Here is a 25,849-nt window from a genome sequence, read left to right as displayed (position 1 = left end):
ATTTCGAATGAAAACTGTGATCGAGACATCTTATTTTAATCTTTCGATATTTGACATTTCGAAAGAAAACGCTGATCGTGCGGTCGCCCAACAGGAATAGCGAATGGACGTCACTCTGCTCCCCGATATGCCCACCTGGCAGCGCCTGGGTGGCGCGCACACCGCTGAAGAGATCGCGCAGCAACCGGCGCTGTGGTTGGCATTGGCCGACGTGTTGGAGGGCGCCCGTGAACGCATCGATGCGTTCCTGGGTGACGCGCTGCGCCGGCCCGGGCAGCGGGTCATCTTTACCGGTGCTGGCAGTTCGGGCTTCATCGCCGAGATGGTCGCCGACCAGATCAATGCGCAGTGGCCGGCAGACGTCCGTGCCATCCACACCACTACCCTGCTCACCCATCCGGCGCTGTACCTGCAGCGCGACCGCCCGACCCTGCTGGTGTCGTTCGGGCGCAGCGGCTCCAGCCCGGAAAGCGTGGCGGCGGTGGACCTGGTGCGGGCGCAGGTGGACGACGCACGCTTCCTGGACATCACCTGCAACGCCGACGGCGCGCTGGCCCAGCGCGGCCAAGGCCGCGGCGATACCCTGTCGCTGCTGATGCCGCCGGCCAGCTGCGACCGTGCCTTCGCCATGACCAGCAGCCTGAGCTGCATGCTGCTGGCTGCGTTGAGCGTGTTCGATGGCGCGTTATGGGCCGAGCGCATTGCGCGCCTGCGCAGCCTGGCCGAGCGCGGTACGCAGGCGCTAGGCAAATGGGACGCCCCGGTCGCAACGCTCGCGCGCGCCGATATCTCGCGTGTGATCTACCTGGGCAGTGGTCCACTGGAAGCGACGGCGCGCGAGGCAGCGCTGAAGGTGCTGGAACTCACCGCCGGCCGGGTGCTGGCGCTGGCCAACAGCCCGCTCGGGTTCCGCCACGGGCCGAAATCCACGCTCGACGGCACCACGTTGGTGGTGGTGCTGCGCAGCGCGCAGCCGCTGGCGCGACGCTACGAGCAGGACCTGCTGGAAGAGCTGCGCCGCGACGGCATCGCCGCGCGCGTGATCTCGGTCGGCCCGGCCGGCGGCGACGGTGCCGACGGCGATTTCCTGCTGGATGTACCTGCCCTGCCCGACCCGTGGCTGGCTCCGCTGTGGCTGGTGATGGCGCAGTGCTTCGCGCTGCAGCGTTCGGCCGCGCTCGGGCTGACCCCGGATAATCCCTTCCCGGATGGCACGGTCAACCGCGTGGTGCAGGGCGTGACGATCCACGCCCATGGCTGAGCACCGCATGCAGACCTGGTACGGCATCGATATCGGCGGCACCAAGATCGAACTGGTGGCCTGCGACGCTGCGCTGAACGTGCATTACCGCCAGCGCGTGGCGACGCCCACGAATGACTACGCGGCCTTTGTGGCTGCCGTCGGCCAGCTGGTCGACGACGCGGATGCCGCGCTGGGCACGCGTTCCGTTGCCGTAGGCCTTGGCCTGCCCGGCGTGCGCGATCGCGACAGCGGCCGCCAGTTGAGCGCCAACGTGCCCGCGCTGAGTGGCCGCGCGGTGGGGCATGACCTGGAAGCACGACTGCAGCGCCCGCTGGCACTGGGCAACGATCTGCAGTGCTTTGCATTGTCCGAAGCACACGACGGCGCCGCCGCCGGTTACCCCAGCATGTTCGGGGTGATCCTCGGCACCGGCGCAGGCGGTGGCTATTGCCTGGACGGCAAGCTGGTGGCCGGCAACAACGGCATTGCCGGCGAATGGGGCCACTGGAGCCTGCCGGCCACCCTGCAGCTGCGCCATGACCTCCCGCTGCTGGACTGCGGCTGTGGCCTGCGCGGCTGCCTGGAGCGCTATGTCTCCGGCAGCGGCCTGGCGTTGATCCATGAACGCCATGGCGGCCTGGCCTGCGACGCCACCGCCGTGGTGGAGCAGGCGCAGGCCGGCGATCCGATCGCGCTGCAGGCACTGGCCATCCACCGCGACCTGCTCGGCTACAGCTTCGCCAGCCTGATCCTGGCGCTGGACCCGCACGTGATCGTGCTGGGGGGCGGGCTGTCGAAGCTGGAGCAGTTGTACCGCGACCTGCCCGCCGCCATTGCGCCCTACCTGTTCAACGGGGTGCGCGTGCCGCCGATCCTGCCGCCGGCCTTCGGCGATGCCGGCGGTGCGCGCGGCGCGGCGCTGCTGGCGCGCCAGCACCATCCCGCGCACTGAGTCCTTTCTTTCCGTTCCGCTGCACCTGGAGTGTTGCCATGTCCGCCGTCCAATCGTTGATCGACGCCCATCGCCAGGGCCGGCCCGTTGGCCTGTACAGCGTGTGCTGCAGCAACGAGCAGGTGCTGCTGGCCGCCATGCAGGTCGCGCGCGCGCACGGTACCGTGCTGCTGATCGAAGCCACCTCCAACCAGGTCGACCAGTTCGGCGGCTACACCGGCATGACCCCGCCGCAGTACCGCGATTACGTGTTGCAGCTGGCGCGCAGCCAGGGCTTCCCGGCGGAGCGGCTGATCCTGGGCGGCGACCATCTCGGCCCGAACGCCTGGCAGAAGGGACCGGCCGAGGTCGCGATGGCCAATGCGCGCACCCTGATTGCCGCCTATGTGGCCGCCGGCTTCCACAAGATCCACCTCGATTGCAGCATGTCCTGCGCCGATGACCCGACCCCGCTGCCGGATGCGATCGTGGCCGCGCGCTCAGCCGAACTTGCGCGCATCGCCGAACGCACCGCCGCGGAGAACGGACTGCCGCCACCGGTGTACGTGATCGGTACCGAAGTGCCGGTGCCTGGCGGCGAAGCGTCGTTGCAAGGCGGGTTGGCCGTGACCACGCCCACCGCCGCCGCCATCACGCTGGCGATCCATCGCGAGGCGTTCTCCACACCGGATCTGTTGCCCGCCTGGGAACGCGTGATTGCGATGGTGGTGCAGCCCGGCGTGGATTTCGACCACAGCAGCGTGCACCACTATGACCCGGCTGCCGCCCGCGAGCTGTCCGCGTTCGTGGAAACCCAGCCGCGCATCGTGTTCGAAGCGCATTCCACCGATTACCAGACCGAAGCCGGTCTGCATGCGCTGGTGCGCGACCACTTCGCCATCCTCAAGGTCGGGCCGGCGGCGACGTACGCGTTCCGCGAAGCGGTGTTCGCGCTGGCGATGATCGAGCGCGAGCTCCTCCCCGCTGCGGAAGCGTCACGGATCATCGACGTGCTGGACCGCTGCATGCTCGACAAGCCGGGCAGCTGGGCCAGCTACTACCAGGGCGACGCGCACGAGCAACGCCTGCTGCGCGCCTATTCCCTGAGTGACCGCAGCCGCTACTACTGGGGTGAGCCGTCCGTACAGGCCGCGCTGGCCACCCTGGTCGACAACCTCACCCGCCATGCCCCCCCGCTGATGCTGCTCAGCCAGTACCTGCCCGAACAGCTGCGCGCCGTGCAGGCCGGTGAGCTGGCGGCCGAACCGCTGGCGCTGATCCGGCACAAGGTGGGGCTGCGCTTGGCCGAGTACGCCCGGGCTTGCGCTCGCAATGCGTTCGGCGCAGATAACGAAGCTTTTTCTGCGACGGAGCTTTCGGAACGGTAAGCTTCGGCTTTCCTTCCGAATGGAATCGCCCCCATGCGCAACACACGGCAGCGCCGCCAACAGATCCTGCAGTTGCTGGTCGAACACGGCAACGTGCAGGTCAGCGAACTGGTGGAGCGCTTCGGCGTCTCGGCAGTGACCATCCGCGCCGACCTCACCCACATCGAAGCGCAGGGCCTGGCCACGCGTACCCACGGCGGCGCCACCCTGGTGCGCAAGCCGCCGCTGGAGCAGGACATCCATGAAAAGGACACCCTGAACCTGCCGCTGAAGGACAGCATCGGCGCGCATGCCGCGCGGCTGGTGCGGGCCGGCGACAACATCATCATCGATTCGGGTTCGACCACCATGACCCTGGCACGCCACCTGCGCGAACACCGCGACGTGACGGTGATGACCAACGGCCTGAACATCGCCTGGGAGCTGGCCAACGCACCGGGCGTGGAACTGCTGCTCACCGGTGGCCTGCTGCGCAAGCAGTCGCTGTCGCTGCAGGGCAGCCAGGCCGAAGCCAGCCTCAACACCTACAGCTTCGACACCCTGTTCCTGGGCGTGGACGGGCTGGACCTGCAGTTCGGGCTCACCACCCACCATGAAGCCGAGGCCCGCCTCAACCACCGCATGGTGGAGCGCGCACGCCGCGTGGTGGTGCTCACCGACGCCTCCAAGTTCGGCCACGTCAGCCTGCACCGCATCGCCCGCCTGGACCAGGTCCACACCATCATCACCGACGCCAGCATCGATGCAGAGTACCTGGAAGGGCTGCAGAAGCTGGGCATCGAAGTGATCATTGCCGAGTCGCCGCCTTGAACCCGGTTTCCACCCTGCATGGCCGCGTGCTGACCCCGTTCGGGTGGGTGCGCGGCGACATCGCCTTTGACCAGCGCATCGTGTCGATCAACAGCGCCCACGCCGACCCCCGTGGCGATGACGAGGTGCCGCTGATCCTTCCCGGTTTCATCGACCTGCACGTGCATGGCGGTGCCGGGGTGGACATCATGCAGGGCGGGGATACCGCGCAGACGGTGGCGCGCGCGCACGCGCGGCATGGCACCACCGCGCTGCTGGGCACCACCATGACCGCCGAGGCGGACGACATCGTGCGTGCGCTGCAGGGCCTCTCCACCGCGATTGCGCAGCGCGACAGCGGCATGGCGCGTGTGTTGGGCGTGCACCTGGAAGGCCCGTTCATCAGCGCCGAGCGCCTGGGTGCGCAGCCGCCGCTGGTGGTGGAAGCCACGCTTGAGGATGTGCGCCGCCTGCACGCCATCGCGCCGATCAAGGTGCTGACCCTGGCGCCGGAGATCGGCCAGCACCTGGCATTGATTCCCGCGTTGAGCGAACTTGGCATCCGTGTGCAGCTGGGTCACAGCGCCGGCAGTTACGGGGAGGGCGTGGCCGCGCTCGAGGCGGGCGCCGCCGGCTTCACCCACCTGTTCAACGGCATGACCGGCGTGGACCACTACCAGCCCGGCATCGCCACCGCAGCGCTGGCGCATGCCGAGTACGCCGAACTCATTCCCGACCTTCAGCACGTTCACCCCGGCGCGATCCGCACCGCGCTGCGCGCGATTCCGCGCCTGTATTGCGTGACCGACGCCACCGCTGCCACCGGCATGCCCGATGGCGAGTACGCGCTCGGCGTGCAGCGCGTGCACAAGTGCCTGGGCTGCGTCCGCCTGGAAAGCGGCTCGCTGGCCGGCAGCGCGCTGACCATGGACCAGGCCCTGCGCAACCTGGTTGCGCTGGGACTGGCGCTGGATGACGCATCCAACCGTGTTTCACGCTACCCCGCCGACTATCTGGGCCTGGATGACCGCGGCCGCCTGCAGCCCGGCGCGTGGGCGGATCTGGTCGTGCTCGACCATGACCTGCACGTGCAGCAGGTGGTCGTGGAAGGCGAACGCATCGCGCTTGACTGAGTGATCCCGCGCCGCGTAACGGCGCGTTCCAACGTAGACAGGACCGCACCATGAACGACGCTTCCGCCGTGATGCCCGTGCCCGCTTCCGCCAATGCGCCGCGTTGGCCGGTGCGCTATCTGCTCTTCATCGGCGGCATGGGCGGCCTGCTCTATGGCATCGACATCGGCATCATTGCCGGCGCGCTGCCCTACCTGGAAGCCACGGCCACCGCCAGCTGGCATCTCACCACCCAGCAGCTCGGCTTCGTGGTGGCGGCGGTGCTGCTGGGCAGCGTGCTGTCCTCGTTGTTCGCGGGCGCGGTGGCCGACCTGATCGGCCGGCGCGGCACGATGTTGCTGGCCGGGGTGCTGTTCACCGCGAGCATTCCGGTGATGGCGCTGTCCGAAGGCTATGGGCCGCTGTTGATGGGGCGCCTGCTGCAGGGCATCAGCGGTGGCCTGATCGGCGTGGTGGTGCCGCTGTACCTCGCTGAGGTATTGAGTCCCGAACGGCGCGGACGTGGCGCGGCGATGTTCCAGCTGCTGCTCACCATCGGGCTGGTGCTGGCGGCGGTGATCGGGCTGTACCACGCGCACAGCGTGGATGCTGCCGCGGCCGCGGTGCGCCACCTGCCCGGCGAGGAGCAGCAGCGCCTGTTGTTCGCGGTGAAGGACCATGCCTGGCGCACCATCTTCTGGAGTTGCCTGCTGCCCGGGGTGGTGTTCACCGGCGGCGCGCTGTTTATCAGCGAATCGCCCCGTTGGCTGGTGCGGCGCGGCCGCATCGGGAAAGCGCGTAGTGCCCTGCAGCGCACGGTCGCGCCTGCGGAGGTGGAAGCCACGCTGTCGCGGATGCAGGCACCCGACGCACCGGCCAGCGACGGCACGCCCGCCAAGCGCGATCCACTGCTGAGCCGCCGCTATGTGTGGCCTTTCGTGCTGGCCTGCCTGGTGCTGGCCTTCACCCAGGCCACCGGCATCAACTCGGTGCTGGCCTATGCGGTGAACATCCTCAACCAGGCCGGGCTTCCTGGCGCGGTGGCCAACTGGGCCGATGTCTCGATCAAGCTGCTCAATGCGCTGATGACCATCGTCGCGCTGGTGCTGGTGGATCGCAAAGGCCGCAAGTTCCTGCTGATGCTGGGCACCGGCGGCATCACCATCGCCCTGCTCGGTGCGGCCCTGCTGTTCGTGCGCAGCGAGCATGGGCGGCTGGATGTCCAGGCCGCGCTGCAGCAGCAGGTGTACGGGCAGTCACTGTCGCTGCCGATGGATGCCGCGCAGTGGCGGCGGCTGGATGGCAACGCCGACGGGCAACCGCTGCAGCTCACGGTGTCCTACGCCTACGGCGGCTTCAGCAACGTGCGTTCGCTGCGCAGCGACAATCCCATCGATGCCACGCTGCAGATCCGCCGCGAAGACGCGGTCTCGGCCGACAGCGTGATCGGCGCGTTCTTCCGCCGCATCCACCTCAATCCGTTCCCGGACCCGGCCGCCGCCGTGCAGGCACCGCTGGTGATCGAACGCGCGGTCATCGGCCCGGTGCCCTCGCCTACCCACGGCTGGCTGGTGGCCAGCTGCATCCTGCTGTTCGTGGCGTTCTTCGCGGTCGGCCCGGGCGTATGCGTGTGGCTGGCGCTGTCGGAGCTGATGCCCACCCGCATCCGCTCCAACGGCATGAGCATCGCGCTTCTGCTCAACCAGTTCGTGTCCACCGTGATCGCCGCGATCTTCCTGCCCACCGTGGGCCACCACGGCTACGCCAGCATGTTCTTCTTCTGGGCAGGTTGCACGCTGCTGTACTTCCTGGTGGCCGCATTTTTGCTGCCGGAAACCAAGGGCAAGACGCTGGAGGAGATCGAAGCGCGGTTCCGCTAGACAGCGCTACGGTCGCCCGGTGAGCCGGGTAACCAGCGCGGCGGCTTCGTCTGCCTCAAGGCCCGAGGTCATCATGCTCTCGCCGAAGGGGCCGCTGAGGGTTGCCCGGGAGATCGGTTCGCCATCGACGGTGAGCACCATCGTCCGTCCGACCAGGCGCTCGGTGGCGCTATGGATGCGCGGCGCGGCGGCCTCGGTGAACGCGTAGTACACGGTGGCCTTGCCTTCCGCGTCGAGCGCCTGGTGCACCCGGGCAATAGCGCCCGTTGTGAACACGGGCGGATTGGCGAGTTTGACAGTCTCCCCGTCGGCGAAGCGCACCTCGACGCCCGGCTTGCCGTCTTCGGCGACCGGGCGCATTTCGATGCGTACATCGGTGCGCGGCGGGTTGCCCTGCGCAGCAGGGGTCAGCCCCGCCTTTTCGTCCTGGTTGCATGCCGTGACCAGCAGCAGGCTGGCTGCTGCCAGGCACCATCGCCATCCGTTGCGCATTGCGGTACTCCCGTTGTTTCGAGCATTGTGGCCCGAACCGGGGCGTTCAGCGCAACCTGCACAGCCGCAGTTCCGGAGCCTGGCTAATGACGGTGTTCCTGGCAGGAGGTCCAACCGCGATGCCAGGCCTACGTTCTGTGCAGGCCATGGCAAGGTTCACGGCGCCCGGGCGCAGACCCACAGCATGGCCTCCTGCAGGCCGGACCGGCGCAGCGCCCTCACGGCGGCGTCCAGAGTCGCCCCGGTGGTCATCACATCATCCACGAGGACCAGCCGGGCCGGCGGGCTCGCCCGCACGGCGAAGGCGCCTTTGAGGTTCTGGCGACGCGCGTCGGCGTCCAGCGTGGACTGGGCCAGGGTCGCCCGGCTGCGGCACAGCCCGGTCCACAGCGGCAACTGCAGCCCCCGCGCCAGCGGGCGGGCCAGTTCCCGGGCCTGGTCGTAACCCCGCTCACGCAGCCGACGACCATGCAGCGGCATTGGCAGCAGCGGGTACTGCGCGAAGTGCGGCACAGCGTGCAGCATCAGCTGCGAGAGCAGCCGCCCGGCGGCCAGGTCCTGGTGGAACTTGAAGCGCAGCACCAGCCGGTCGATCGGCGGCGCATACAGGAAGGTCGCCGCCGCCCCGACCTGCCGCGGCGGTGCGGTCAGGCAGGCACCGCACACCTCGGCCGGTTCGTCCGGCGGCAGCGGCAGCGCGCACATCGGGCAGGCATGGTCGTTCCAGGGAAGCTCGGCGTAGCAGGCGGCGCACAGATCCAGACCGTCGTTTCCCGGATGGGCGCAGACCAGGCAACGCAGCGGCAGGCAGTGATGCCCCAACCAGCCCAGCGCATCGTAAACTTTTCGAAAGTCCATATGGTTGACAGCCTCCTTCAACCTCACCAGACTGCCGCCCCTTCGTTCCCCAATCTGTCAGGACACTCCCATGGCTTCTGTCATCCGCCACGACTGGCACCCCGAGGAGCTGCTGGCGCTGTTCAACCTGCCCCTCCCGGAGCTGCTGTACCGGGCGGCGGCCGTGCACCGGGAGCACTTCGATCCCACCGAGGTGCAGGTCTCAACCCTGCTCTCGGTCAAGACCGGCGGCTGCCCGGAAGACTGCGCGTACTGCCCGCAGGCCCAGCGCTACGACACCGGGGTGAGCGCGCAGAAGCTGATGGCCACCGACGACGTGGTCGCCAAGGCCCGCCTGGCCAAGGCCGCCGGGGCCTCGCGGTTCTGCATGGGCGCGGCGTGGCGGTCGCCCAAGGACCGTGACATCCCCAAGGTGGCGGCGATGATCCGCGAGGTGAAGGCACTGGGCCTGGAAACCTGCGCCACGCTGGGCATGCTGGACGGCGCGCAGGCCATGGCCCTGCGCGAGGCCGGGCTGGACTACTACAACCACAACCTGGATACCGCGCCGGACTACTACGACTCGATCATCCACACCCGCCAGTACCAGGACCGGCTGGATACGCTGCAACACGTGCGCCAGGCCGGGCTGAAGACCTGCTGCGGCGGCATCGTCGGCATGGGCGAAACCCGTGCGCACCGCGCCGGCCTGCTGCTGGCGCTGGCCAACCTGCCCGCGCACCCCGATTCAGTGCCGATCAACCGGCTGGTGCAGGTGCCCGGCACGCCGCTGCATGGCAGTGCCGAACTGGACCCGTTCGAGTTCGTGCGGATGATCGCCGTGGCGCGCATCGTGATGCCCAGGGCGATGGTGCGGCTGTCGGCGGGGCGCGAGGCAATGAACGATGAGCTGCAGGCGCTGTGCTTCCTGGCCGGGGCCAACTCGATTTTCTACGGCGAAAAGCTGCTGACCACCGGCAACCCGGACACCGAACGCGACCTGGCCCTGTTCAGCCGGCTGGGCTTGCGCCCGATGGCGGTGCAGGTGGATGCGTCCGGGCATGACCACCCCGGTACCGTGCATGCCGATATCACCGGGGGCGGTGGCTGCGGACAAGCGGCCTGAGCCCTTCCCCGGGCGGTGCAGCGAAGCGCCCGGCAACCGGGTACGCTAGCTGCCCTGCCTGCCCATGACAGTGACCACCATGGCCCGTCCCGACCTGCACGACCGCATCCAGTCCCAGCGCAAGCTCAGCGACGCGCAGGGCCGCATCCGCGTGCGCCGCACGGTGACCCGGCGCGATGGCGTCCGCCTGGAGGTCAATGGCCAGTGGCTTACCGGCTTCTGCAGTAATGACTACCTGGGCCTGTCCCAGCAGTTCGGCGTGGTCAGCGCGTTGCAGGACGCCGCCGCGCGCGAAGGCGCCGGGGCGACCGCCTCGCACCTGATCTGCGGCCACCATGCGCTGCATGAAGCGCTGGAACAGGAAGTGGCTGACTGGCTGGGCTACCCGCGTGCACTGCTGTTCGGCAGCGGCTTTACCGCCAACCTGGCGGTGCAGCAGGCACTGCTCAGCGAAGAAGACGATGTGTGCGTGCAGGACCGGCTCAACCACGCCAGCCTGCTTGATGCCACGCGCCTGGCCGGGTGCCGGCTGCGCCGCTACCCGCACCTGGATACCGAGGGCGCGCTGCGCCAGCTCAAGCACGCGCCCGATGGCGCGGCGATGCTGGTCACCGATGGTGTTTTCAGCATGGATGGCGACATCGCTCCGCTGCGTTCGTTGTCGCTGGTGGCGCGCATGCAGGAAGCGGTGTTGTACGTGGACGACGCGCATGGCGTGGGCGTGATCGGCGAGCATGGCCGCGGCTGCGTGGCCGACGCCGGGCTGGGCGTGGCTGACGTGCCGCTGCAGCTGGTCACGCTGGGCAAGGCACTGGGTGGCAGCGGCGCGCTGGTGGTGGGCGACGAGGCGATGATCCAGCACCTGGCCGAAACCGCGCGCCCCTACATTTACACCACGGCGGTGCCGCCGGCGCAGGCTGCTGCGGCATTGGCCGCCGTGAAGCTGGCACGGCGCGACGACTGGCGCCGCGAAAGACTGGCCGAACTGGTCGGCGTATTCCGCGCCGGCGCGCGCCAGCATGGGCTGGAACTGATGCCTTCCGATACGCCGATCCAACCGCTGCTGTGCGGCGCCGAATCGACGGTGATGGGGTTGTCGGCGGCGCTGGAGGCAGCCGGTTTCCTGGTCAGCGCAATCCGCCCGCCGACCGTTCCGGAAGGCAAGGCGCGCCTGCGCGTAACGCTGTCTGCGCTGCACACCGTGCCGGAAGTGCGTGCGCTTACCGATGCGATCGCCCACGCACGCGACCAGGTGCTGCGCCAGCAGACGCTGGATGCGCTGAGCGCGTGATGCACGGCGGTCGGGTGTGAGGATGCATATCGAGGTGGTCGGCAGCGGGCCGGCGCTGGTCCTGATCCACGGCTGGGCCCTGCACGGCGGCGTATTCGCGCCGCTGGTGGAGCGCCTGTCGGCGCAGTTCGAGCTGCACCTGGTCGACCTGCCGGGACACGGCAACAGCCGCGACGATGCCACCCCGCTGCGCCTGCCATTCGTGGTCAGTGCGATTGCCGGCGCGACTCCGCCGGCCGTGTGGTGCGGCTGGTCGCTGGGCGGCCTGTTCGCGCTGCATGCGGCGGCCACGCTGCCCAAGGTGCGTGGGCTGGCGATGATCGCGGCCACGCCGTGCTTCGTGCGCGGCGAGAGCTGGCCGCATGCGGTGGAAACGGCGGTCTTCGAGCAGTTCGGGCAGGACCTGGCGCAGGACTATCGCGGCACGCTGGAGCGCTTCCTTGCCCTGGATGCGATGGGCTCCGAACACGCCCGGCAGGAACTGCGCACCCTGCGCGCAGCGTTGGTGGCGCGCGGTGAGCCGACCCCGCAGGCCCTGCAGGAGGGCCTGCGTCTGCTGGAACATACCGACCTGCGCGGTGCCCTGCCCGGCCTGCCCGTGCCCAGCCTGTGGTTGGCCGGGCAGCGCGATCGGCTGGTCCCGGCGCGGGCGATGCAGGCCGCTGCCGCGCTGGCACCGCGTTCCAGCGTGCATGTGGTGGCCCATGGCGGACACGCGCCGTTCCTGGGCCATACCGACGAGGTGGCGACGCAGCTGCAACACTTCGTTGCCTCGCTTTCCTGACCGACCCACGCGCGCATCGCCGATCATGTACGCCTGTCCCCTGTTACGGAGCTGATGCATGGACCTTGGAATCGCCGGCCGCTGGGCCCTCGTCTGCGCCGCCAGCAAGGGTCTGGGACTCGGCTGCGCACGCGCCCTGGCGCGCGAAGGGGTGAATGTGGTGATCGCCGCCCGCGGTGAGGAAGCCCTGGCCCGCGCTGGTGACGAACTGCGGGCGCTGCCGGGCGCCGCCAAGGTGGTCACGGTGGTCGCCGATGTCGCCACCGAGACCGGCCGCGCTGCCGCGCTGGCTGCGTGCCCCCAGGTGGATATCCTGGTCAACAACGCCGGCGGGCCGCCTGCTGGCGACTTCCGCCAGTTCGAGCGCGAGGACTGGATCGCCGCACTTGACGCGAACATGCTGGCGCCGATCGCGCTGATCCGTGCCACGGTGGACGGCATGATCGAACGCGGCTTCGGCCGCGTGGTCAACATCACCTCCTCTGCAGTAAAGGCACCCATCGACACCCTCGGCCTGTCCAATGGCGCGCGCTCGGGCCTGACCGGCTTCGTCGCCGGGCTGGCGCGCCGTACCGTGGCCCACAATGTCACCCTCAACAACCTGCTGCCCGGCCAGTTCGACACCGACCGGCTGCGCGGCAACTTCGCCTACATGGCCCAGCAGCAGGGCGTGGATGCCGGGCAGATCGCCGAGCGCAGGCGCACTCACATTCCGGCCGGGCGCTTCGGTACCGCCGATGAGTTCGGCGCGGCATGCGCGTTCCTGTGCAGCGCGCAGTCGGGGTACATCACCGGGCAGAACCTGTTGATTGATGGCGGGGCTTACCCCGGCACGTTTTGAGTTTCCGGCGCACGACCAATGGTCGTGCGCTACCGCATAGTGAGCCTTACATGACCGCCAGCTTCGATCCCCAGCACGTCCGCCGCGCGTTTTCGCGTGCAGCCAGCAGTTACGACGCCGCCGCCGCCCTGCAGCGCGAGGTGGAAAAGCGGCTGCTCGAATCTCTGGACTATCTGGAAAACCGGCAGCCGGAGGTGGTGCTGGACGTGGGCAGCGGCACCGGGCACGCCAGCGCGGCCATGAAGAAGCGCTGGCCGAAGGCGCAGGTGATCGCGCTGGACATGGCCGAGCCGATGCTGCGCGAGGCGAAGAAGCAGGCCGGCTGGTGGAAGCCGTTCACCCGCGTGTGCGGTGATGCGCAGGCGCTGCCGCTGCGCGATCAGAGCGTGGATGTGATCTACAGCAACCTCTGCCTGCAGTGGGTGGAGGACCTGCCCTCGGTGTTCGCCGGTTTCCGCCGCGTGCTCAAGCCGGGCGGGCTGCTGGTGTGTTCCACATTCGGGCCGGAAACGCTGATCGAGCTGCGTGATGCGTTCGCCAGCGCCGACGATACCCCGCACGTGAGCCGGTTCCCGCCGATTGCGCAGTTCGGCGATGCGCTGATGATGTCCGGCTTCCGCGACCCGGTGCTGGACCGCGACCTGTTCACGCTCACCTATTCCGACATGGATGCACTGATGCGCGAGCTGCGCGCCATTGGCGCAACCAATGCACGCCAGGATCGCCGGCATACGTTGACCGGGCGCGGCCGGTTCACGGCCGCGCGCGCCGCCTATGAACCGTTGCGCCGCGAAGACGGCACGCTGCCCAGCAGCTGGGAAGTGATCTACGCGCACGCCTGGGCGCCGGATGCGGGCGCGCCGATTCGCGAGCGCGGGCAGGATGTGGCCAGCGTGCCGGTGACGGCGATTCCAATCCGGCGCAAGACCACCTGACAGGCTGGCGTCTTGGCAGGGTTTCCGTGGGACACGCACGGCGTGTTGCTACGACGGGCGTAGATCCACGCCCTGCGTGGCTGCCCCGGGTCAGGAACCGTTGGCGGACGGGAACATGTCTCGATGGAAGAAATAGATTTCCTGCGCCAGGAACTTCCAGCTGGTGTGGAAGCTGCGGAAGCGCGTGCTCGGCGTTGACGAGGCCAGCGCATCGATGCCCAGTTCGCGGGCCAGGCGCAGCGCGCGCGCCATGTGCAGCGGGTCGCTGACGATGATCACCCGGCGCAGCTTGTGCTGGTCCATCAACAGGCGCGCCTCGACCAGGTTCTGGCGGGTGGTGCGCGAGGCGGTTTCGATCAGGATCGCGTCGTCCGGCACGCCCTGCTTCAACGCGTAACGGCGCGCCACCTGGGATTCGGAAAAGCGCGCGCCGGTGCCGCCGTAGCCGCCGGTGAAGATCAGCAGCGGCGCATACCCCTGCCGGTACAGATCCAGCCCATGCCGGATGCGCTCTTCGAACACCGGCGACGGTTTGGCATCGTAGGCGGCCGCACCCAGCACGATGATCGCATCGGCCTTGGCCGCCTGGTCACGCTCGCCTACCCAGACGATCCAGGCCGTCACGCACAGCAGCCACGCCGCCAGCAGCGTGCACAGCCGCCACAGCCAGCCCCCCAGCCCGACCCGTGCACGGCGGGTCATGCCGCGCGCCATGGCAGGGCGTCCAGGTCGACGTTGCCGCCGGACAGCACCACGCCCACCCGTTGCCCGGCAAACCGTGCGGGCTGGGACAGGATGGCTGCCAGGGCAATCGCCGAGGACGGTTCCACCACCTGCTTGAGCACCTGCCAGAGCAGGCGCATGGCCGCGACGGTGGCCACATCGTCCACGGTGACCACCTCGGCCGCGCCCTGCAGCAGCGCGAAGTTTGGCGCGCCGAGCGTACCGCGCAGCCCATCGCAGATCGTGTCGGGGGTGAAGTCCAGGCGCCGCTCGCCGGCGGCCAGCGAGCGGGCCGTATCGGCCGCACCCTCCGGCTCGGCCAGCACCAGATGCGTGCCCGGGCCCGCTGCCTGCAGCGCCAGCCGGGTTCCGGCCGCCAGGCCACCGCCGCCCACCGGCACCACCAGGGTGTCGAACGGGCCGTGGCTGCCCAGCAGCTCCAGGGCTGCAGTGCCCTGCCCGGCCATCACCCGCGAGTCGGCATACGGATGGACCAGGGCAGCGCCGGTGTCGGCCTCGACCTGGGCGCACATCGCCTCGCGCGCGGCAATGGTCGGGGCGCAACGCCACAGCGTGGCGCCGTGGCGCACGATGTTGGCCAGCTTGGCCGCCACCGCGCCCTCCGGCACCACCACATGACAGGCAATGCCCCGGGTGCGGGCGGCCAGTGCAAGCGCCGCACCGTGGTTGCCCGAGGAATGGGTGACCACCCCGCGCGCGGCAGTGGCCTCGGGCAGCGCCCAGACCGCATTGCAGGCACCACGGAACTTGAAGGCACCGCCGCGCTGCAGGTGCTCGGCCTTGAACGCGAGCCGCGCCCCGCTCAACGCGTCAAGCACCTGCGACTGCAGCACCGGGGTCACGCTGGCGTGCGGCGCGATCCGGGCGGCAGCGGCCAACAGGTCATCGGCACAGGGCAGGGATGAATCGGTCATGACACAAGATTAACGTGCCACGATGGCAACCGTTCATCCGGCCCGGGCAAAGTTAAGGGCCGATTCAATGCGGCGGCCTGAAGCTGGGCCCATACCCCAGGGGGACCCTTTCATGAAAATGCGCCTCATGCTTGCCGGCAGCCTGTTGCTGACGCTGTCTGGCTGCGCGACCTATGACTACGTGGGCGGCGGTGGTGGTGGCAACGGCTACTACCATGGCGCCCCGTCGGTGGAGTACCGCTATCCCGCCGGCTACCCGTATGGCTACGGCAGCGGCTACTACGGTGGTGGCGGCTATTACGGTTATGGCGGCTACGGTGGTTACAGCAACTACCCGATCTACCGACCGTACCCGAACTACCGCCCGCCGCACCACCACCACCGCCCGCCGCCCCGCCCGGGCAACGGCAATGGTGGCCAGGTGCGCCCGCCGGACCGTCCGCGCCCGCCCTACAACGGCGGTTCGCCGTGGCGGAACATGGACTCGGTGGGGCGCCCACAGCGTCCGGACCGCCCGCCGCAGCAGCGCCCCCAGCCGCAGCAGCAACAGCGTCCGGTGAGCGTGCCGCAGTCCCGGCCCAACCCGCCGGCGCAGCGGACCAACGGCTCACCGTGGCGGAACATGAATAAGTTGAACCAGCGCACAAATGAGAATTGAGAACGCTTGATTTTCACCCGCTTGGCAGTTCAATCTAGCCGGGTGGTGACGGCCCCGGTCGAAAAGTGACAAAAACGACAAGGGGCGTCACATTGAGCTCTATGTCGATATCCGACAGGAACATCTGGATCCCCCCTGTTCCGGCCCTGTCGGATGTCGGCACCTACAACGCAGAAGGCCCCGCCAATGGCGGGGCCTTTTGTCTTCCGGGGGATAAAAACAGGGCCGACAGTCCCCCGACTGCCGGCCCTTCTGCTTCCCCGGGATGCGCATGGATCGGCCCCTGTTCCAATTCCGATCCGTAGCGCCTTTCGGCGCCTGCCATCCTGGGTGCTATTGGGTTATCTGCAGAGAACGTGCCAACTTTAGGGTTGATTGCGAATTTTTTTGCAGGCCCCCGTTCACGGACCCGGCGCGAACGGCGCTAAAATGACCACCGCGCCCTGTCCCAGGGCGGTTCCGGGCCGTACCGGCCCTGCCCAGAGCACCCCATGACCGATTCTTTCTACGGCTACGACGTCATCGTGATCGGCGGCGGCCATGCCGGCACCGAAGCCGCGCTGGCAGCTGCCCGCAGCGGCGTACGCACCCTGCTGCTGACCCACAACGTGGAAACCATCGGCGCGATGAGCTGCAACCCGGCCATCGGCGGGATCGGCAAGGGCCATCTGGTCAAGGAAATCGATGCCCTGGGCGGCGCCATGGCGCATGCCGCCGACCGCGCCGGCATCCAGTGGCGCACGCTCAATGCCTCCAAGGGCCCGGCCGTACGCGCGACCCGCTGCCAGGCCGACCGCAACCTGTATCGGATGGCCATCCGTGGCATGGTCGAAGCGCAGCCGAACCTGACCGTGTTCCAGGCCGCCGTGGACGACCTGGTCATCCAAGGCGACGCCGTGCGTGGCGTAGTCACCCAGACCGGGCTGCGGTTCGATGCCCCGGCCGTGGTGCTCACCGCCGGCACCTTCCTGGCCGGCAAGATCCACGTTGGGCAGACCCAGTACGCCGCCGGCCGCATGGGCGACCCGCCGGCCACCACACTGGCCGCGCGCCTGCGCGAGCGCCCGTTCGTGATCGACCGGCTCAAGACCGGGACCCCGCCACGCATCGATGGCCGCTCGCTGGATTACAGCGTGATGGACGAGCAGCCCGGCGACGACCCGCGCCCGGTGATGTCCTTCCTGGGCAGCGTGGCTGAGCACCCGGCCCAGGTGAGCTGTTGGATCACCCACACCAGCGAGCACACCCACGAGATCATCCGCGGCGCGCTGCACCGCTCCCCGCTGTACAGCGGCCAGATCGAGGGCATCGGCCCGCGCTACTGCCCCTCCATCGAGGACAAGGTGGTGCGTTTTGCCGAGAAGGCCAGTCACCAGATCTTCGTCGAGCCCGAGGGGCTGGACGTGGTGGAGATCTACCCCAACGGCATTTCGACCTCGCTGCCGTTCGATGTGCAGCTGGCGCTGGTGCGCAGCATCCGCGGCTTCGAGAACGCGCACATCACGCGGCCGGGCTACGCGATCGAGTACGACTTCTTCGACCCGCGCGGGTTGAACAATACGCTGGAAACCAAGACGGTCTCCGGGCTGTTCTTCGCCGGGCAGATCAACGGCACCACCGGCTACGAGGAGGCCGCCGCGCAGGGCCTGCTGGCCGGCCTGAACGCCGCCCGCCGGGTGCGCGACGAAGCGGGCTGGTGCCCGCGCCGCGACGAGGCCTACCTGGGCGTGCTGGTGGATGACCTGATCACCCATGGCACCACCGAGCCGTACCGCATGTTCACCAGCCGCGCCGAGTACCGGCTGCAGCTGCGCGAAGACAACGCCGACGTGCGCCTGACCGGCATCGGCCGTGAGCTGGGCGTGGTTGACGACCGGCGCTGGGCAGCCTTCCAGGCCAAGCAGGAGGCGGTGGCGCAGGAATCGGCGCGCCTGCGTGCGCTGTGGGCGACCCCGGCCAACGCGCTGGGCCGCGAAGTGGAAGCCGCGCTGGGCGTGGCGGTCAGCCGCGAAACCAACGTGCTGGACCTGATCAAGCGCCCGGAACTGGATTACGCCAGGCTGATGCAGGTGCCCTCGCTGGGCCCGGGCGTGGCCGATGCGAAGGTCGCCGAGCAGGTCGAGATCGGGGTCAAGTACGCCGGCTACCTGGACCGCCAGCGCGAGGAGATCGAACGCCAGCAGCGCCATGAGAACACCGCGATCGATGCGGCCTTCGATTACGCCAGCGTGCGCGGGCTGTCGGCCGAAGTGCAGCAGAAGCTGGAGCGGGTACGCCCGCAGACCATCGGCCAGGCCCAGCGCATCCCCGGCATGACCCCGGCCGCGATTTCGCTGTTGCTGGTGCACCTGGAGCGCGCACGGCGCAGCCGGGTGGCGTAACCACGGCGGTATCATGGTGGCCTGCCTTGTGGAGCGTCACCATGTCCCCCCTTCGTCCCTTCCTCGATACCTTTCCCATCGTCGGCGAGCGCGCCTGGATCGACCCGGCCTGCACGATCATCGGTGACGTGGTGCTCGGCGACGATGTGTCGGTGTGGCCGGGCACGGTGATCCGCGGCGACGTCAACCATGTGCGGATCGGCGCGCGCAGCAACATCCAGGATGGCACCATCATCCATGTCAGCCACCACAGCCCCTACAACAAGGGCGGCTACCCCACCCTGATCGGTGAGGGGGTTACCGTTGGCCACGGCACCATCATCCATGCCTGCATCATCGGCGAGTACAGCCTGATCGGGATGGGGGCGTGCATTCTCGATGGCGCCACGGTGAGCCGGCACAGCTTCGTCGGCGCCGGCGCGGTGATCGGGCCGGGCAAAGTGGTCGGCGAAGGCGAGCTGTGGGTAGGCAATCCGGCGCGTCCGGTGCGTACGCTCAGCGAGCAGGAAATCGAGTCGCTGCACTATTCGGCCGACCACTATGTGCGGTTGAAGGACAAGTATTTGGGAATGTGACCCCGCACACGGTAAAGTCGGTGTCCGACCCAGGAAGCAGTCGAGAACCGCATGCCGTTGGCAGCCGTCCGGAGGGACGCGTGCGCATGAGCGCACCCATGCTGGATACCTACCGTGAAGTGATCACGCCCGAAGGCGTGCCACTGCACCTGCCGGCGGCCGGGCCGGTGCCGCGTGCGTTGGCCTGGGCCATCGACTTCATGATCCGCGTCGCCGCGCTGATGCTGCTGAGCATTCCGCTCACCCTGCTGGGCCAATTCGGCCAGGGCCTCTACCTGGGCCTGATGTTCCTGCTGATGTGGGCGTACACCATCGTGCAGGAAGCCTGCTGGGGCCGCACCCTGGGCAAACGGGCGATGAGCCTGCGCGTGGTGGCCCAGGACGGCGCGCCCATCGGCTGGATGGCCGCCATCACACGCAACCTGCTGCGCACCGTGGACATGCTGCCGTTCGGTTATGCGCTGGGGCTGCTGTCGAGCCTGTTCGACCGCAATGGCCGGCGCCTGGGCGACCTGGTAGCCGGCACCGTGGTCGTGCATGACAGTGCCCGGCCGGGGTCGGCCAGCGTGGCCATCGATACCGTGCTGGCGCCGCCGCAGCCGCTGCAGCCGGCCGAACAGGCGGCGATCATCGCATTCGCCGATCGTGCACCGCGTCTGTCCGGCCCGCGCCAGCAGGAACTGGCGGCGGTGGCCGCGCCGATCAGCGGTGGCCAGGGCCAGGTCGGCGTGCTGCGCCTGTATGCCATGGCCAACTGGCTGCTGGGGCGCCGATGAGGCAGGAACAGTTCGTGGCCCGCTACCAGGCCGAATGGCAGGCGCTGGAACGTTGGCTGGCGCTGCGCGGTGACCGGCCGCGGCATGCGCGCCGTTCGCCCGATCCGTCTGCGCTCAACGATGAAGACATTCCGCAGCACTACCGCCGGCTGTGCCAGCAGCTGGCGCTTGCGCGCAAGCGCGGCTACAGCCCGCAGCTGGTGGCGCGCCTGCAACTGCTGATGCAGCAGGGCCATGGCCTGCTGTACCGCACGCCGCCGCCGCGCTGGCGCCGCGCGCTGGAGTTCCTGCTGGCCGATTTCCCGCAGCTGGTGCGCAGCCAAGCGCGCAGCATGTGGGTGGCCACCGCGCTGTTCGTGCTGCCGCTGGTGGGAAGCTTCGCGCTGCTCCAGTGGCACCCGGATGTGATCCACATGCTGATGGACAACGGCGATATCGCTTCGCTGGAACGCATGTACGACCCGGCCTCGCCGAACCTGGGCCGCGACAGTGGCACGGACTGGATGATGTTCGGCTACTACATCATGAACAACATCAGCATCGGCCTGCGTACGTTCGCCAGCGGGCTGCTGGCCGGCCTGGGCACGGTGCTGGTGCTGCTGTTCAACGGGCTCACCATCGGCGCGGCGGCCGGCCACCTGCAGCACATCGGCCACGGCGATCCGTTCTGGCGCTTCGTCTGCGGCCATGGCGCGTTCGAGCTCACCGCCATCGTCATTGCCGGCGGTGCCGGCCTGCAGCTGGGCATGAAGCTGCTGGCGCCCGGCCGGCGCCGGCGCATCGATGCGCTGGTGGAAGGCGGCATCATCGGTGCCCGGCTGTGCCTGGGGGTGGCGGCGATGCTGCTGGTGGCGGCCTTCATCGAGGCGTTCTGGTCCTCCATTGCGGCCGTGCCCGCATGGGGCAAGTACAGCGTGGCCGCAGTGCTGTGGACGCTGGTGTTCGTGTGGCTGTGGCGCGGTGGTCGAGGGGACGGTCATGCGGATTGACCAGCTCAACGTCACCCTGCGCGCGCGTTCCGGATGGGAAGCGATGGAGCTGGGCACTGCCTTGGTGCGCCGGCACGCGCGGGCGATCTGGCTGCCGCTGGTCGCGGTGTCGCTGCCGTTGTTCGCCGTGATCAATGCCGTTGCATGGTGGGCCGATGCGTTCGGCTGGGCCTGGCTGCTGATGTGGTGGCTCAAACCGGTATCGGACCGGATCGCGCTGTATGTGATCTCGCGCGGCGTGTTCGGCGACGAACCCCGTCCGTTGCAGACCCTGCGCGCGCAGCGGCACTGGGGCTGGAACGGGTTCTGGGGGTACCTCGGTTGGCGCCGTTTCAGCCCGTTCCGCTCGCTGCTGATGCCGGTGAACCTGCTGGAAGGCAGCGATGCCCCGCAGCGCAGCGTCCGGCGTCGCGCCGTGCTCGGCGGCACGTTCGGCCATGCCGTGCTGCTCACGCTGATGTGCATGGTGTTCGAGCTGGTGATCGTCAGCGGCTGCATCGCGGCGATCTTCCTGTTCGTCCCCCTCGAACTGCTGTCCGATTCGTGGCGCGCGGCGTGGGAGATGATGCGCGAGAACATGCCCGCATGGGCACAGCTGGGAGTGAATGCCCTGTTCTGGCTGGCGGCCACGTTGATCGGGCCGTTTTACGCCGGTGCCGGTTTCGCGTTGTACCTCAACCGCCGCACCGAGATGGAAGCATGGGACGTGGAAATCGCGTTCCGCCGCATGCGTGACCGCCTGCAGCAGGCGGCGCCGCTGCTGGTGCTGGCGCTGGTGCTGTGCTGGCCGATGGGCGGGCTGCGCGCGCAGGAGCCTTCAGAAGCGCCCAGTTGCGCCGCACCCACGGGTACCGATGACGACGCCGGTGACGGGGAAGAGGAAGGCCCCGAGGCGGTGCCCGCCGACGATCCGTCCAACACCCCGGCGGTGATCTTCGGCAGTGCCGACACCGCCGGCTTTCGCCAGGCCGTGCAGCGCGCCTACGAAGATCCGCTGGTGACGCCCACGCGTGAGGTGAAGCGCTGGGAGCGCACGCTCAGCGAGGCCGGGAAGAACAAGAAGGAGGATCCCAAGGCGAACGAGGACCGCAATCCCTTCGCACGCGGCCCGCGCCTGCCCGCGCAGATCGCCGAATGGATCCTGTGGGGCCTGGTCGGGCTGCTGGTGCTGGGGCTGATCGCTACCGCGCCGTGGTGGCTGCGCTGGCTGCGCGGTACCGGCGTGACACGACGTGGGACAGCCGAGCCGGTGGTCGAAGAAACGGTGGAACTGCCCGACGTGATTCCGTCGGATCCGGCCTCGCGCGCACGCGAGCTGTGGCAGCAGGGCCGTCCGCGCCAGGCACTGGCACTGCTGTACCGCGCCAGCGTGGAATCGATGAGCGAACGTACCGGGGTGGTGCTGCCACCGGGCGCGACCGAGGCCCAGTGCCTGCGCGCCTCGCGGCGCATGCCGGTGGAGGCCGACCGCACCCTGTTCGCCCGCATCGTGCGGGTCTGGCAGTACGCCGCCTACGCCGGCCGCCTGCCCGAGCCGGACGAGTTCGACGACCTGGCCACCACCCTGCAGACCCAGTTCCGGTGGCGCGCATGAGTGCCCGCCTGCGCTGGTTGATCGTACTGGGCGTGCTGCTGGTGCTGGGCGTGCCCTTGGCGATCCTGTTCCTGCGCAGCCATGAACGCGTGGTGCATACCGAGCACCGGCCGCCGCAGGGCGAAGCCAGCTACAACCCGCTGTACGTGTTGGGCCAGGCGCTGCGTGCCGATGGCATCACCGTGCATTCCAGCCCGCGCCTGGACCTGCCGCGCATGCAGCTCAAGCCGGCCGACACCGTGGTGCTGCTGCAGGACACCGCCGATGTGCCCGCCCCCACCGCGCAGGCGCTGCTCGCGTGGGTGGAACAGGGTGGCCACCTGCTGCTGCGCACGCCGCCGCTGTCCGATAACGAAGACGCCCCGCAGGGCCCGTTGCTGGATGCGCTGGGCGTGGATACGGAGTACTACGAGAGCGCCTGCAAGGCCTTCCACATTGCCGACGACCCGGGCCATGCCGAGTTCTGCAGTGGCCGCCGCTTCGGCGTGGACGTGCCCGACGGCATTCGTGTGGAGCGCGAATGGGGCGATGACGAGGGCCTGGTGTTCGCGCGGCTGCGCAGGGGCGATGGCAGCGTCGATGTGCTGTCGGACATGGAGTTCCTGAAAGGCACCCCGCGCAGCTTCGATGCGGCGGACCCCGAAGGCAGCCTGGCCGACGGCCTGCACGACATTGCCCACCGCGACCTGACCCGCCATGTGCTCGACCCGAACTATGCCGAAGGCACCGTCTGGCTGATCTACGGCTCGCGCCCGCCCACCCTGTGGTCGCGCCTCTTCTACCAGGGCTGGCCGGTGTGGGTGCCGCTGCTGCTGGCGCTGCTGGGCTGGCTGTGGCAGCGCGCACAGCGGCTGGGCAGCCTGCTGCCGGCGCCGGCCACCGAACGCCGCTCGCTGCTGGAACACGTGCGTGCCAGCGGCGAGCACCTGCTGCGCTATGGCAAGGCACCGCTGCTGTACGACGCCACCCGCCGCGCCTTCCTGGCCCGGCTGCGGCGGCGTGCACCCACCGCTGCCGCCCTCGGCGGCGAGGCGCAGGTGCATGCCATCGCCAGCCTGCTGCAGTGGCCGCATTCCCGTGTCCAGACCGCTTTGCAGGTGCCGCCATCGAAGGATGTGGCGGCCCTGCGTGAGCGCATCCGCCTGTTGATCCAGATGAGAAACCTGCTATGACCGATCAATCCGCCCCGCCGCCGTTGTCCCCGCCCGCGCTGACCGGCCAGAGCCTGGTCGAACGCGTCGATGCCGTGCGCGACGCCGTGGGCCGCGCCTTCATCGGCCAGCCCGAGGTGCTCGACCAGATCCTGATCGCGCTGCTGGCCGGCGGCCATGTGCTGATCGAAGGCGTTCCCGGGCTGGGCAAGACCCTGCTGGTGCGTGCCTTGGCGCAGGCACTGGAGCTGGACTACGGCCGTGTGCAGTTCACCCCCGACCTGATGCCCAGCGATGTCAGCGGCCATGCGGTGTATGACCCCAAATCGGAGAGCTTCAAGATCCGCCGCGGCCCGGTATTCACCAACCTGCTGCTGGCCGATGAGATCAACCGCGCGCCGGCCAAGACCCAGTCGGCATTGCTGGAAGTAATGCAGGAAGGCCAGGTCACCATCGAAGGCAAGGCGTTCGCCCTGCACCCACCGTTCCTGACGCTGGCCACGCAGAACCCGGTGGAGCAGGAAGGCACCTACCCGCTGCCCGAAGCGCAGCTGGACCGTTTCCTGCTCAAGGTGATCATCGATTACCCGGCACTGGAGGATGAGAAGCGCATGGTCGATGCGATCACCACCGGCCGCAGCGCGGCCGACTTCGACCTGTCGCAGGTGCCGCGCGTGCTCAATGCCGCCGAGGTGATCGCGTTGCAGCAGGCGACTGCGGCGATCACGGTGGATCCGGAAGTGGTGGACTATGCGGTGCGTATTGTTGCCGCCACCCGGCAGTTCCCTGGCATCGCACTCGGCGCCGGCCCGCGCGGCAGCATCGCGCTGGTGCGCGCGGCACGTGCACAGGCGGTGCTGGCCGGCCGCGACTTCGTCACCCCCGATGATGTGCGCGAGATCGCGCGGCCGGCGCTGCGACACCGTATTGCGCTGGCCCCCGAACTGCAGATCGAAGGCCAGTCGGCCGACGATGCGTTGACCGCATTGCTGGCCAAGGTGGAAGCGCCGCGCAAATGAGGCCAGGCACGCTGCTGCTGATCCTGCTGGTCGGCTGGGCACTGCTCGGGCTGCCGGTGGCGTTCGGCCTGCTGCCGGTGTCGGCATGGTGGGCTGTTGCGGCGGTGATCACCGTGCTGGCACTGGTGGACCTGCTGCGGCTGCGCGCGCAGCCCTCGCCCACCGTGCAGCGCGAACTGCCGGAGGCGTTGGCGTTGAACGTAGAGCGGCGTACCACGCTGCGCTTCGAATCCAGCCGCCGCCAGCGCGTGGAGGTGTTCGACCTGGTGCCGGGGGCATGGACGCTGCAGGGTCTGCCGCGTGCGTTGACGCTCAAGCCGCTGGTGGCCAGCAGCGTGAACTACACATTGACCCCGACCGCGCGCGGCCGCTTCGTGTTCGATGGCGTCCACCTGCGCCTGCATTCGCCGTGGCGGATGTGGCGCCAGCGCCGCCTGCTGCCGCCGGCACTGACCGTACGCGTGTACCCCAACTTCGCCCCGCTCACCCGCTTCGCGTTGTTCAGTGCCGAACAGGCCTCACGCCTGGTCGGTGCGCATCTCAAAAGGCGCCGCGGCGAAGGCACCGATTTTCACCAGATGCGCGAGTACCGCATCGGCGACAGCCTGCGCCAGATCGACTGGAAGGCCACCTCGCGTGCGCGCAAGCTGATTTCCCGCGAATACCAGGACGAGAAGAACCAGCAGTTGGTGCTGATGATCGACACCGGCCGGCGCATGATGGCCAGCGAAGGCGGGTTGTCGCACTTCGACCACGTGCTCAACGCGGCGCTGGTGGTGTCCTACCTGGCGCTGCGCCAGGGCGATGGCGTGGGTCTGTTCGCCAGTGGCGGTGAAAGCCGCTGGGTGGCACCGCAACGCGGCATGGGTGCGATCGACGCACTGCTGCGCGCCAGCTACGACCTGCAGGCGCAACCGGTGGCCACCGATTACCTGGCCGCTGCCACCGAACTGAGCCTGCGCCAGCGCCGGCGTTCACTGGTGATGCTGGTCACCAACGTGCGCGATGAGGATATCGAGGACCTGCTGGTGGCGGTACGCCTGCTGCAGCGGCAACACCTGGTCTGCGTGGCCAGCCTGCGCGAGCGCGAGCTGGACGTGGCGCTGGAACGGGAAGTCGAAACCCTGCAGGACGCGACCCAGGCCGGTGCCATCGCGCGCTACCTGCAGCAGCGCAACGACGCGCATGAAGCGCTGCGCAGTCATCGGGTGATGGTGCTGGATGTCACGGCCGAAGCGTTGCCAGGCGCGCTGGTGGAGCGCTACCTGGCGGTCAAGCGCGACGGGTTGCTGTAGCCACGTATCGACCAACGGTCGATACCTACCGACCGGGTTGACCGATACCGACCGGGTTGACCGACCGGGTTGACCGACCGGGTTGACCGGTCGGTGTGCGCCGA

General features: G+C 68.8%; 24 protein-coding genes. 20 read left to right on the top strand and 4 right to left on the bottom strand.

Going from position 1 to position 25,849, the window contains the following annotated elements:
• The first annotated feature begins 103 nt into the window (after positions 1–103).
• From ACGFZ3_RS14510 to ACGFZ3_RS14485, 6 genes are read left to right on the top strand one after another with little or no spacing between them, the layout of a single operon-like run.
• On the top strand, positions 104–1,261 hold the full coding sequence (locus ACGFZ3_RS14510) for an SIS domain-containing protein (RefSeq protein WP_392922508.1): 1,158 nt from the start codon (positions 104–106) through the stop codon (positions 1,259–1,261).
• Positions 1,254–2,195 carry an ROK family protein gene (locus tag ACGFZ3_RS14505; RefSeq protein ID WP_392922505.1) on the top strand — a complete coding sequence of 314 codons (942 nt, stop codon included), beginning with the start codon at positions 1,254–1,256 and terminating at the stop codon, positions 2,193–2,195. The genes ACGFZ3_RS14510 and ACGFZ3_RS14505 overlap by 8 nt, the downstream gene beginning before the upstream one ends.
• A 38-nt stretch (positions 2,196–2,233) precedes the next feature.
• On the top strand, positions 2,234–3,562 hold the full coding sequence (locus ACGFZ3_RS14500; protein ID WP_392922502.1) for a D-tagatose-bisphosphate aldolase, class II, non-catalytic subunit: 1,329 nt from the start codon (positions 2,234–2,236) through the stop codon (positions 3,560–3,562).
• A 33-nt stretch (positions 3,563–3,595) separates the two neighbouring features.
• The gene (locus ACGFZ3_RS14495; protein WP_068854349.1) at positions 3,596–4,372 is read left to right on the top strand and encodes a DeoR family transcriptional regulator; all 777 of its coding nucleotides are present in this window, start codon (positions 3,596–3,598) and stop codon (positions 4,370–4,372) included.
• Entirely contained in the window at positions 4,369–5,484 is a 1,116-nt protein-coding gene (nagA, locus tag ACGFZ3_RS14490) for an N-acetylglucosamine-6-phosphate deacetylase (protein WP_392922497.1), read from the top strand. The genes ACGFZ3_RS14495 and nagA overlap by 4 nt, the downstream gene beginning before the upstream one ends.
• 50 nt (positions 5,485–5,534) lie before the next feature.
• A complete protein-coding gene (locus tag ACGFZ3_RS14485; protein WP_392922494.1) occupies positions 5,535–7,343 on the top strand; it encodes an MFS transporter in 1,809 nt (602 codons plus the stop codon).
• 6 nt (positions 7,344–7,349) lie between these two features.
• On the opposite strand, the gene ACGFZ3_RS14480 is transcribed toward ACGFZ3_RS14485, so the two are convergent.
• Together ACGFZ3_RS14480 and ACGFZ3_RS14475 are read right to left on the bottom strand one after the other, a co-directional pair.
• The gene (locus tag ACGFZ3_RS14480) at positions 7,350–7,835 is read right to left on the bottom strand and encodes a hypothetical protein (protein WP_392922491.1); all 486 of its coding nucleotides are present in this window, start codon (positions 7,833–7,835) and stop codon (positions 7,350–7,352) included.
• 156 nt (positions 7,836–7,991) lie between these two features.
• The gene (locus tag ACGFZ3_RS14475) at positions 7,992–8,693 is read right to left on the bottom strand and encodes a ComF family protein (RefSeq protein ID WP_392922488.1); all 702 of its coding nucleotides are present in this window, start codon (positions 8,691–8,693) and stop codon (positions 7,992–7,994) included.
• Positions 8,694–8,763: 70 nt separating this feature from the next.
• Between ACGFZ3_RS14475 and bioB the strand changes: the two genes are divergently transcribed.
• The 5 genes from bioB (at position 8,764) to bioC (ending at position 13,649) form a co-directional block, all read left to right on the top strand.
• A complete protein-coding gene (bioB, locus tag ACGFZ3_RS14470) occupies positions 8,764–9,798 on the top strand; it encodes a biotin synthase BioB (protein WP_392922485.1) in 1,035 nt (344 codons plus the stop codon).
• A gap of 79 nt (positions 9,799–9,877) precedes the next feature.
• Positions 9,878–11,089, top strand: coding sequence for an 8-amino-7-oxononanoate synthase (bioF, locus tag ACGFZ3_RS14465; protein WP_392922483.1), 1,212 nt, complete (start codon positions 9,878–9,880; stop codon positions 11,087–11,089).
• A 22-nt stretch (positions 11,090–11,111) separates the two neighbouring features.
• Positions 11,112–11,873: a pimeloyl-ACP methyl ester esterase BioH gene (bioH, locus tag ACGFZ3_RS14460; protein WP_392922480.1), complete on the top strand. Its 762-nt coding sequence runs from the start codon at positions 11,112–11,114 to the stop codon at positions 11,871–11,873.
• A gap of 58 nt (positions 11,874–11,931) precedes the next feature.
• Positions 11,932–12,714, top strand: coding sequence for an SDR family oxidoreductase (locus ACGFZ3_RS14455; RefSeq protein ID WP_392922478.1), 783 nt, complete (start codon positions 11,932–11,934; stop codon positions 12,712–12,714).
• Positions 12,715–12,764: 50 nt separating this feature from the next.
• Positions 12,765–13,649: a malonyl-ACP O-methyltransferase BioC gene (bioC, locus tag ACGFZ3_RS14450; RefSeq protein WP_392922476.1), complete on the top strand. Its 885-nt coding sequence runs from the start codon at positions 12,765–12,767 to the stop codon at positions 13,647–13,649.
• 90 nt (positions 13,650–13,739) lie between these two features.
• Here the strand turns inward: bioC and ACGFZ3_RS14445 are convergent, their stop codons facing one another.
• Both ACGFZ3_RS14445 and ACGFZ3_RS14440 read right to left on the bottom strand, forming a co-directional pair.
• A complete protein-coding gene (locus ACGFZ3_RS14445) occupies positions 13,740–14,363 on the bottom strand; it encodes a YdcF family protein (RefSeq protein WP_392922474.1) in 624 nt (207 codons plus the stop codon).
• Complete coding sequence (locus ACGFZ3_RS14440; protein WP_392922471.1) at positions 14,348–15,307, bottom strand: pyridoxal-phosphate dependent enzyme; 960 nt, start codon at positions 15,305–15,307, stop codon at positions 14,348–14,350. The genes ACGFZ3_RS14445 and ACGFZ3_RS14440 overlap by 16 nt, the downstream gene beginning before the upstream one ends.
• 112 nt (positions 15,308–15,419) lie before the next feature.
• Here ACGFZ3_RS14440 and ACGFZ3_RS14435 point away from each other — a divergent pair, with 112 nt between their 5' ends.
• The 9 genes from ACGFZ3_RS14435 to ACGFZ3_RS14395 all read left to right on the top strand — a co-directional run bounded on the left by ACGFZ3_RS14435 (position 15,420) and on the right by ACGFZ3_RS14395 (position 25,745).
• On the top strand, positions 15,420–15,965 hold the full coding sequence (locus tag ACGFZ3_RS14435) for a hypothetical protein (RefSeq protein WP_392922468.1): 546 nt from the start codon (positions 15,420–15,422) through the stop codon (positions 15,963–15,965).
• A 491-nt stretch (positions 15,966–16,456) separates the two neighbouring features.
• Positions 16,457–18,346 (top strand): tRNA uridine-5-carboxymethylaminomethyl(34) synthesis enzyme MnmG, encoded by a 1,890-nt coding sequence (mnmG, locus tag ACGFZ3_RS14430; RefSeq protein WP_392922466.1) that lies wholly within the window; start codon positions 16,457–16,459, stop codon positions 18,344–18,346.
• Positions 18,347–18,387: 41 nt separating this feature from the next.
• On the top strand, positions 18,388–18,921 hold the full coding sequence (locus ACGFZ3_RS14425) for a gamma carbonic anhydrase family protein (protein ID WP_392922463.1): 534 nt from the start codon (positions 18,388–18,390) through the stop codon (positions 18,919–18,921).
• An 86-nt stretch (positions 18,922–19,007) separates the two neighbouring features.
• Positions 19,008–19,697: an RDD family protein gene (locus ACGFZ3_RS14420; protein WP_392922460.1), complete on the top strand. Its 690-nt coding sequence runs from the start codon at positions 19,008–19,010 to the stop codon at positions 19,695–19,697.
• Positions 19,694–20,686 carry a stage II sporulation protein M gene (locus tag ACGFZ3_RS14415; protein ID WP_392922457.1) on the top strand — a complete coding sequence of 331 codons (993 nt, stop codon included), beginning with the start codon at positions 19,694–19,696 and terminating at the stop codon, positions 20,684–20,686. The genes ACGFZ3_RS14420 and ACGFZ3_RS14415 overlap by 4 nt, the downstream gene beginning before the upstream one ends.
• Positions 20,676–22,280 (top strand): DUF4129 domain-containing protein, encoded by a 1,605-nt coding sequence (locus ACGFZ3_RS14410; protein ID WP_392922454.1) that lies wholly within the window; start codon positions 20,676–20,678, stop codon positions 22,278–22,280. The genes ACGFZ3_RS14415 and ACGFZ3_RS14410 overlap by 11 nt, the downstream gene beginning before the upstream one ends.
• The gene (locus ACGFZ3_RS14405) at positions 22,277–23,452 is read left to right on the top strand and encodes a DUF4350 domain-containing protein (RefSeq protein WP_392922451.1); all 1,176 of its coding nucleotides are present in this window, start codon (positions 22,277–22,279) and stop codon (positions 23,450–23,452) included. Before ACGFZ3_RS14410 ends, ACGFZ3_RS14405 begins: the two co-directional genes overlap by 4 nt.
• Positions 23,449–24,450 (top strand): AAA family ATPase, encoded by a 1,002-nt coding sequence (locus ACGFZ3_RS14400; RefSeq protein ID WP_392922449.1) that lies wholly within the window; start codon positions 23,449–23,451, stop codon positions 24,448–24,450. The genes ACGFZ3_RS14405 and ACGFZ3_RS14400 overlap by 4 nt, the downstream gene beginning before the upstream one ends.
• Positions 24,447–25,745 (top strand): DUF58 domain-containing protein, encoded by a 1,299-nt coding sequence (locus tag ACGFZ3_RS14395; protein WP_392922446.1) that lies wholly within the window; start codon positions 24,447–24,449, stop codon positions 25,743–25,745. Before ACGFZ3_RS14400 ends, ACGFZ3_RS14395 begins: the two co-directional genes overlap by 4 nt.
• Positions 25,746–25,849 lie beyond the last annotated feature (104 nt).

The sequence above is a fragment of the Stenotrophomonas sp. NPDC047960 genome, from assembly GCF_043204395.1.
Lineage (GTDB): Bacteria > Pseudomonadota > Gammaproteobacteria > Xanthomonadales > Xanthomonadaceae > Stenotrophomonas.
This window is presented reverse-complemented; position numbering and strand designations above follow the sequence as displayed.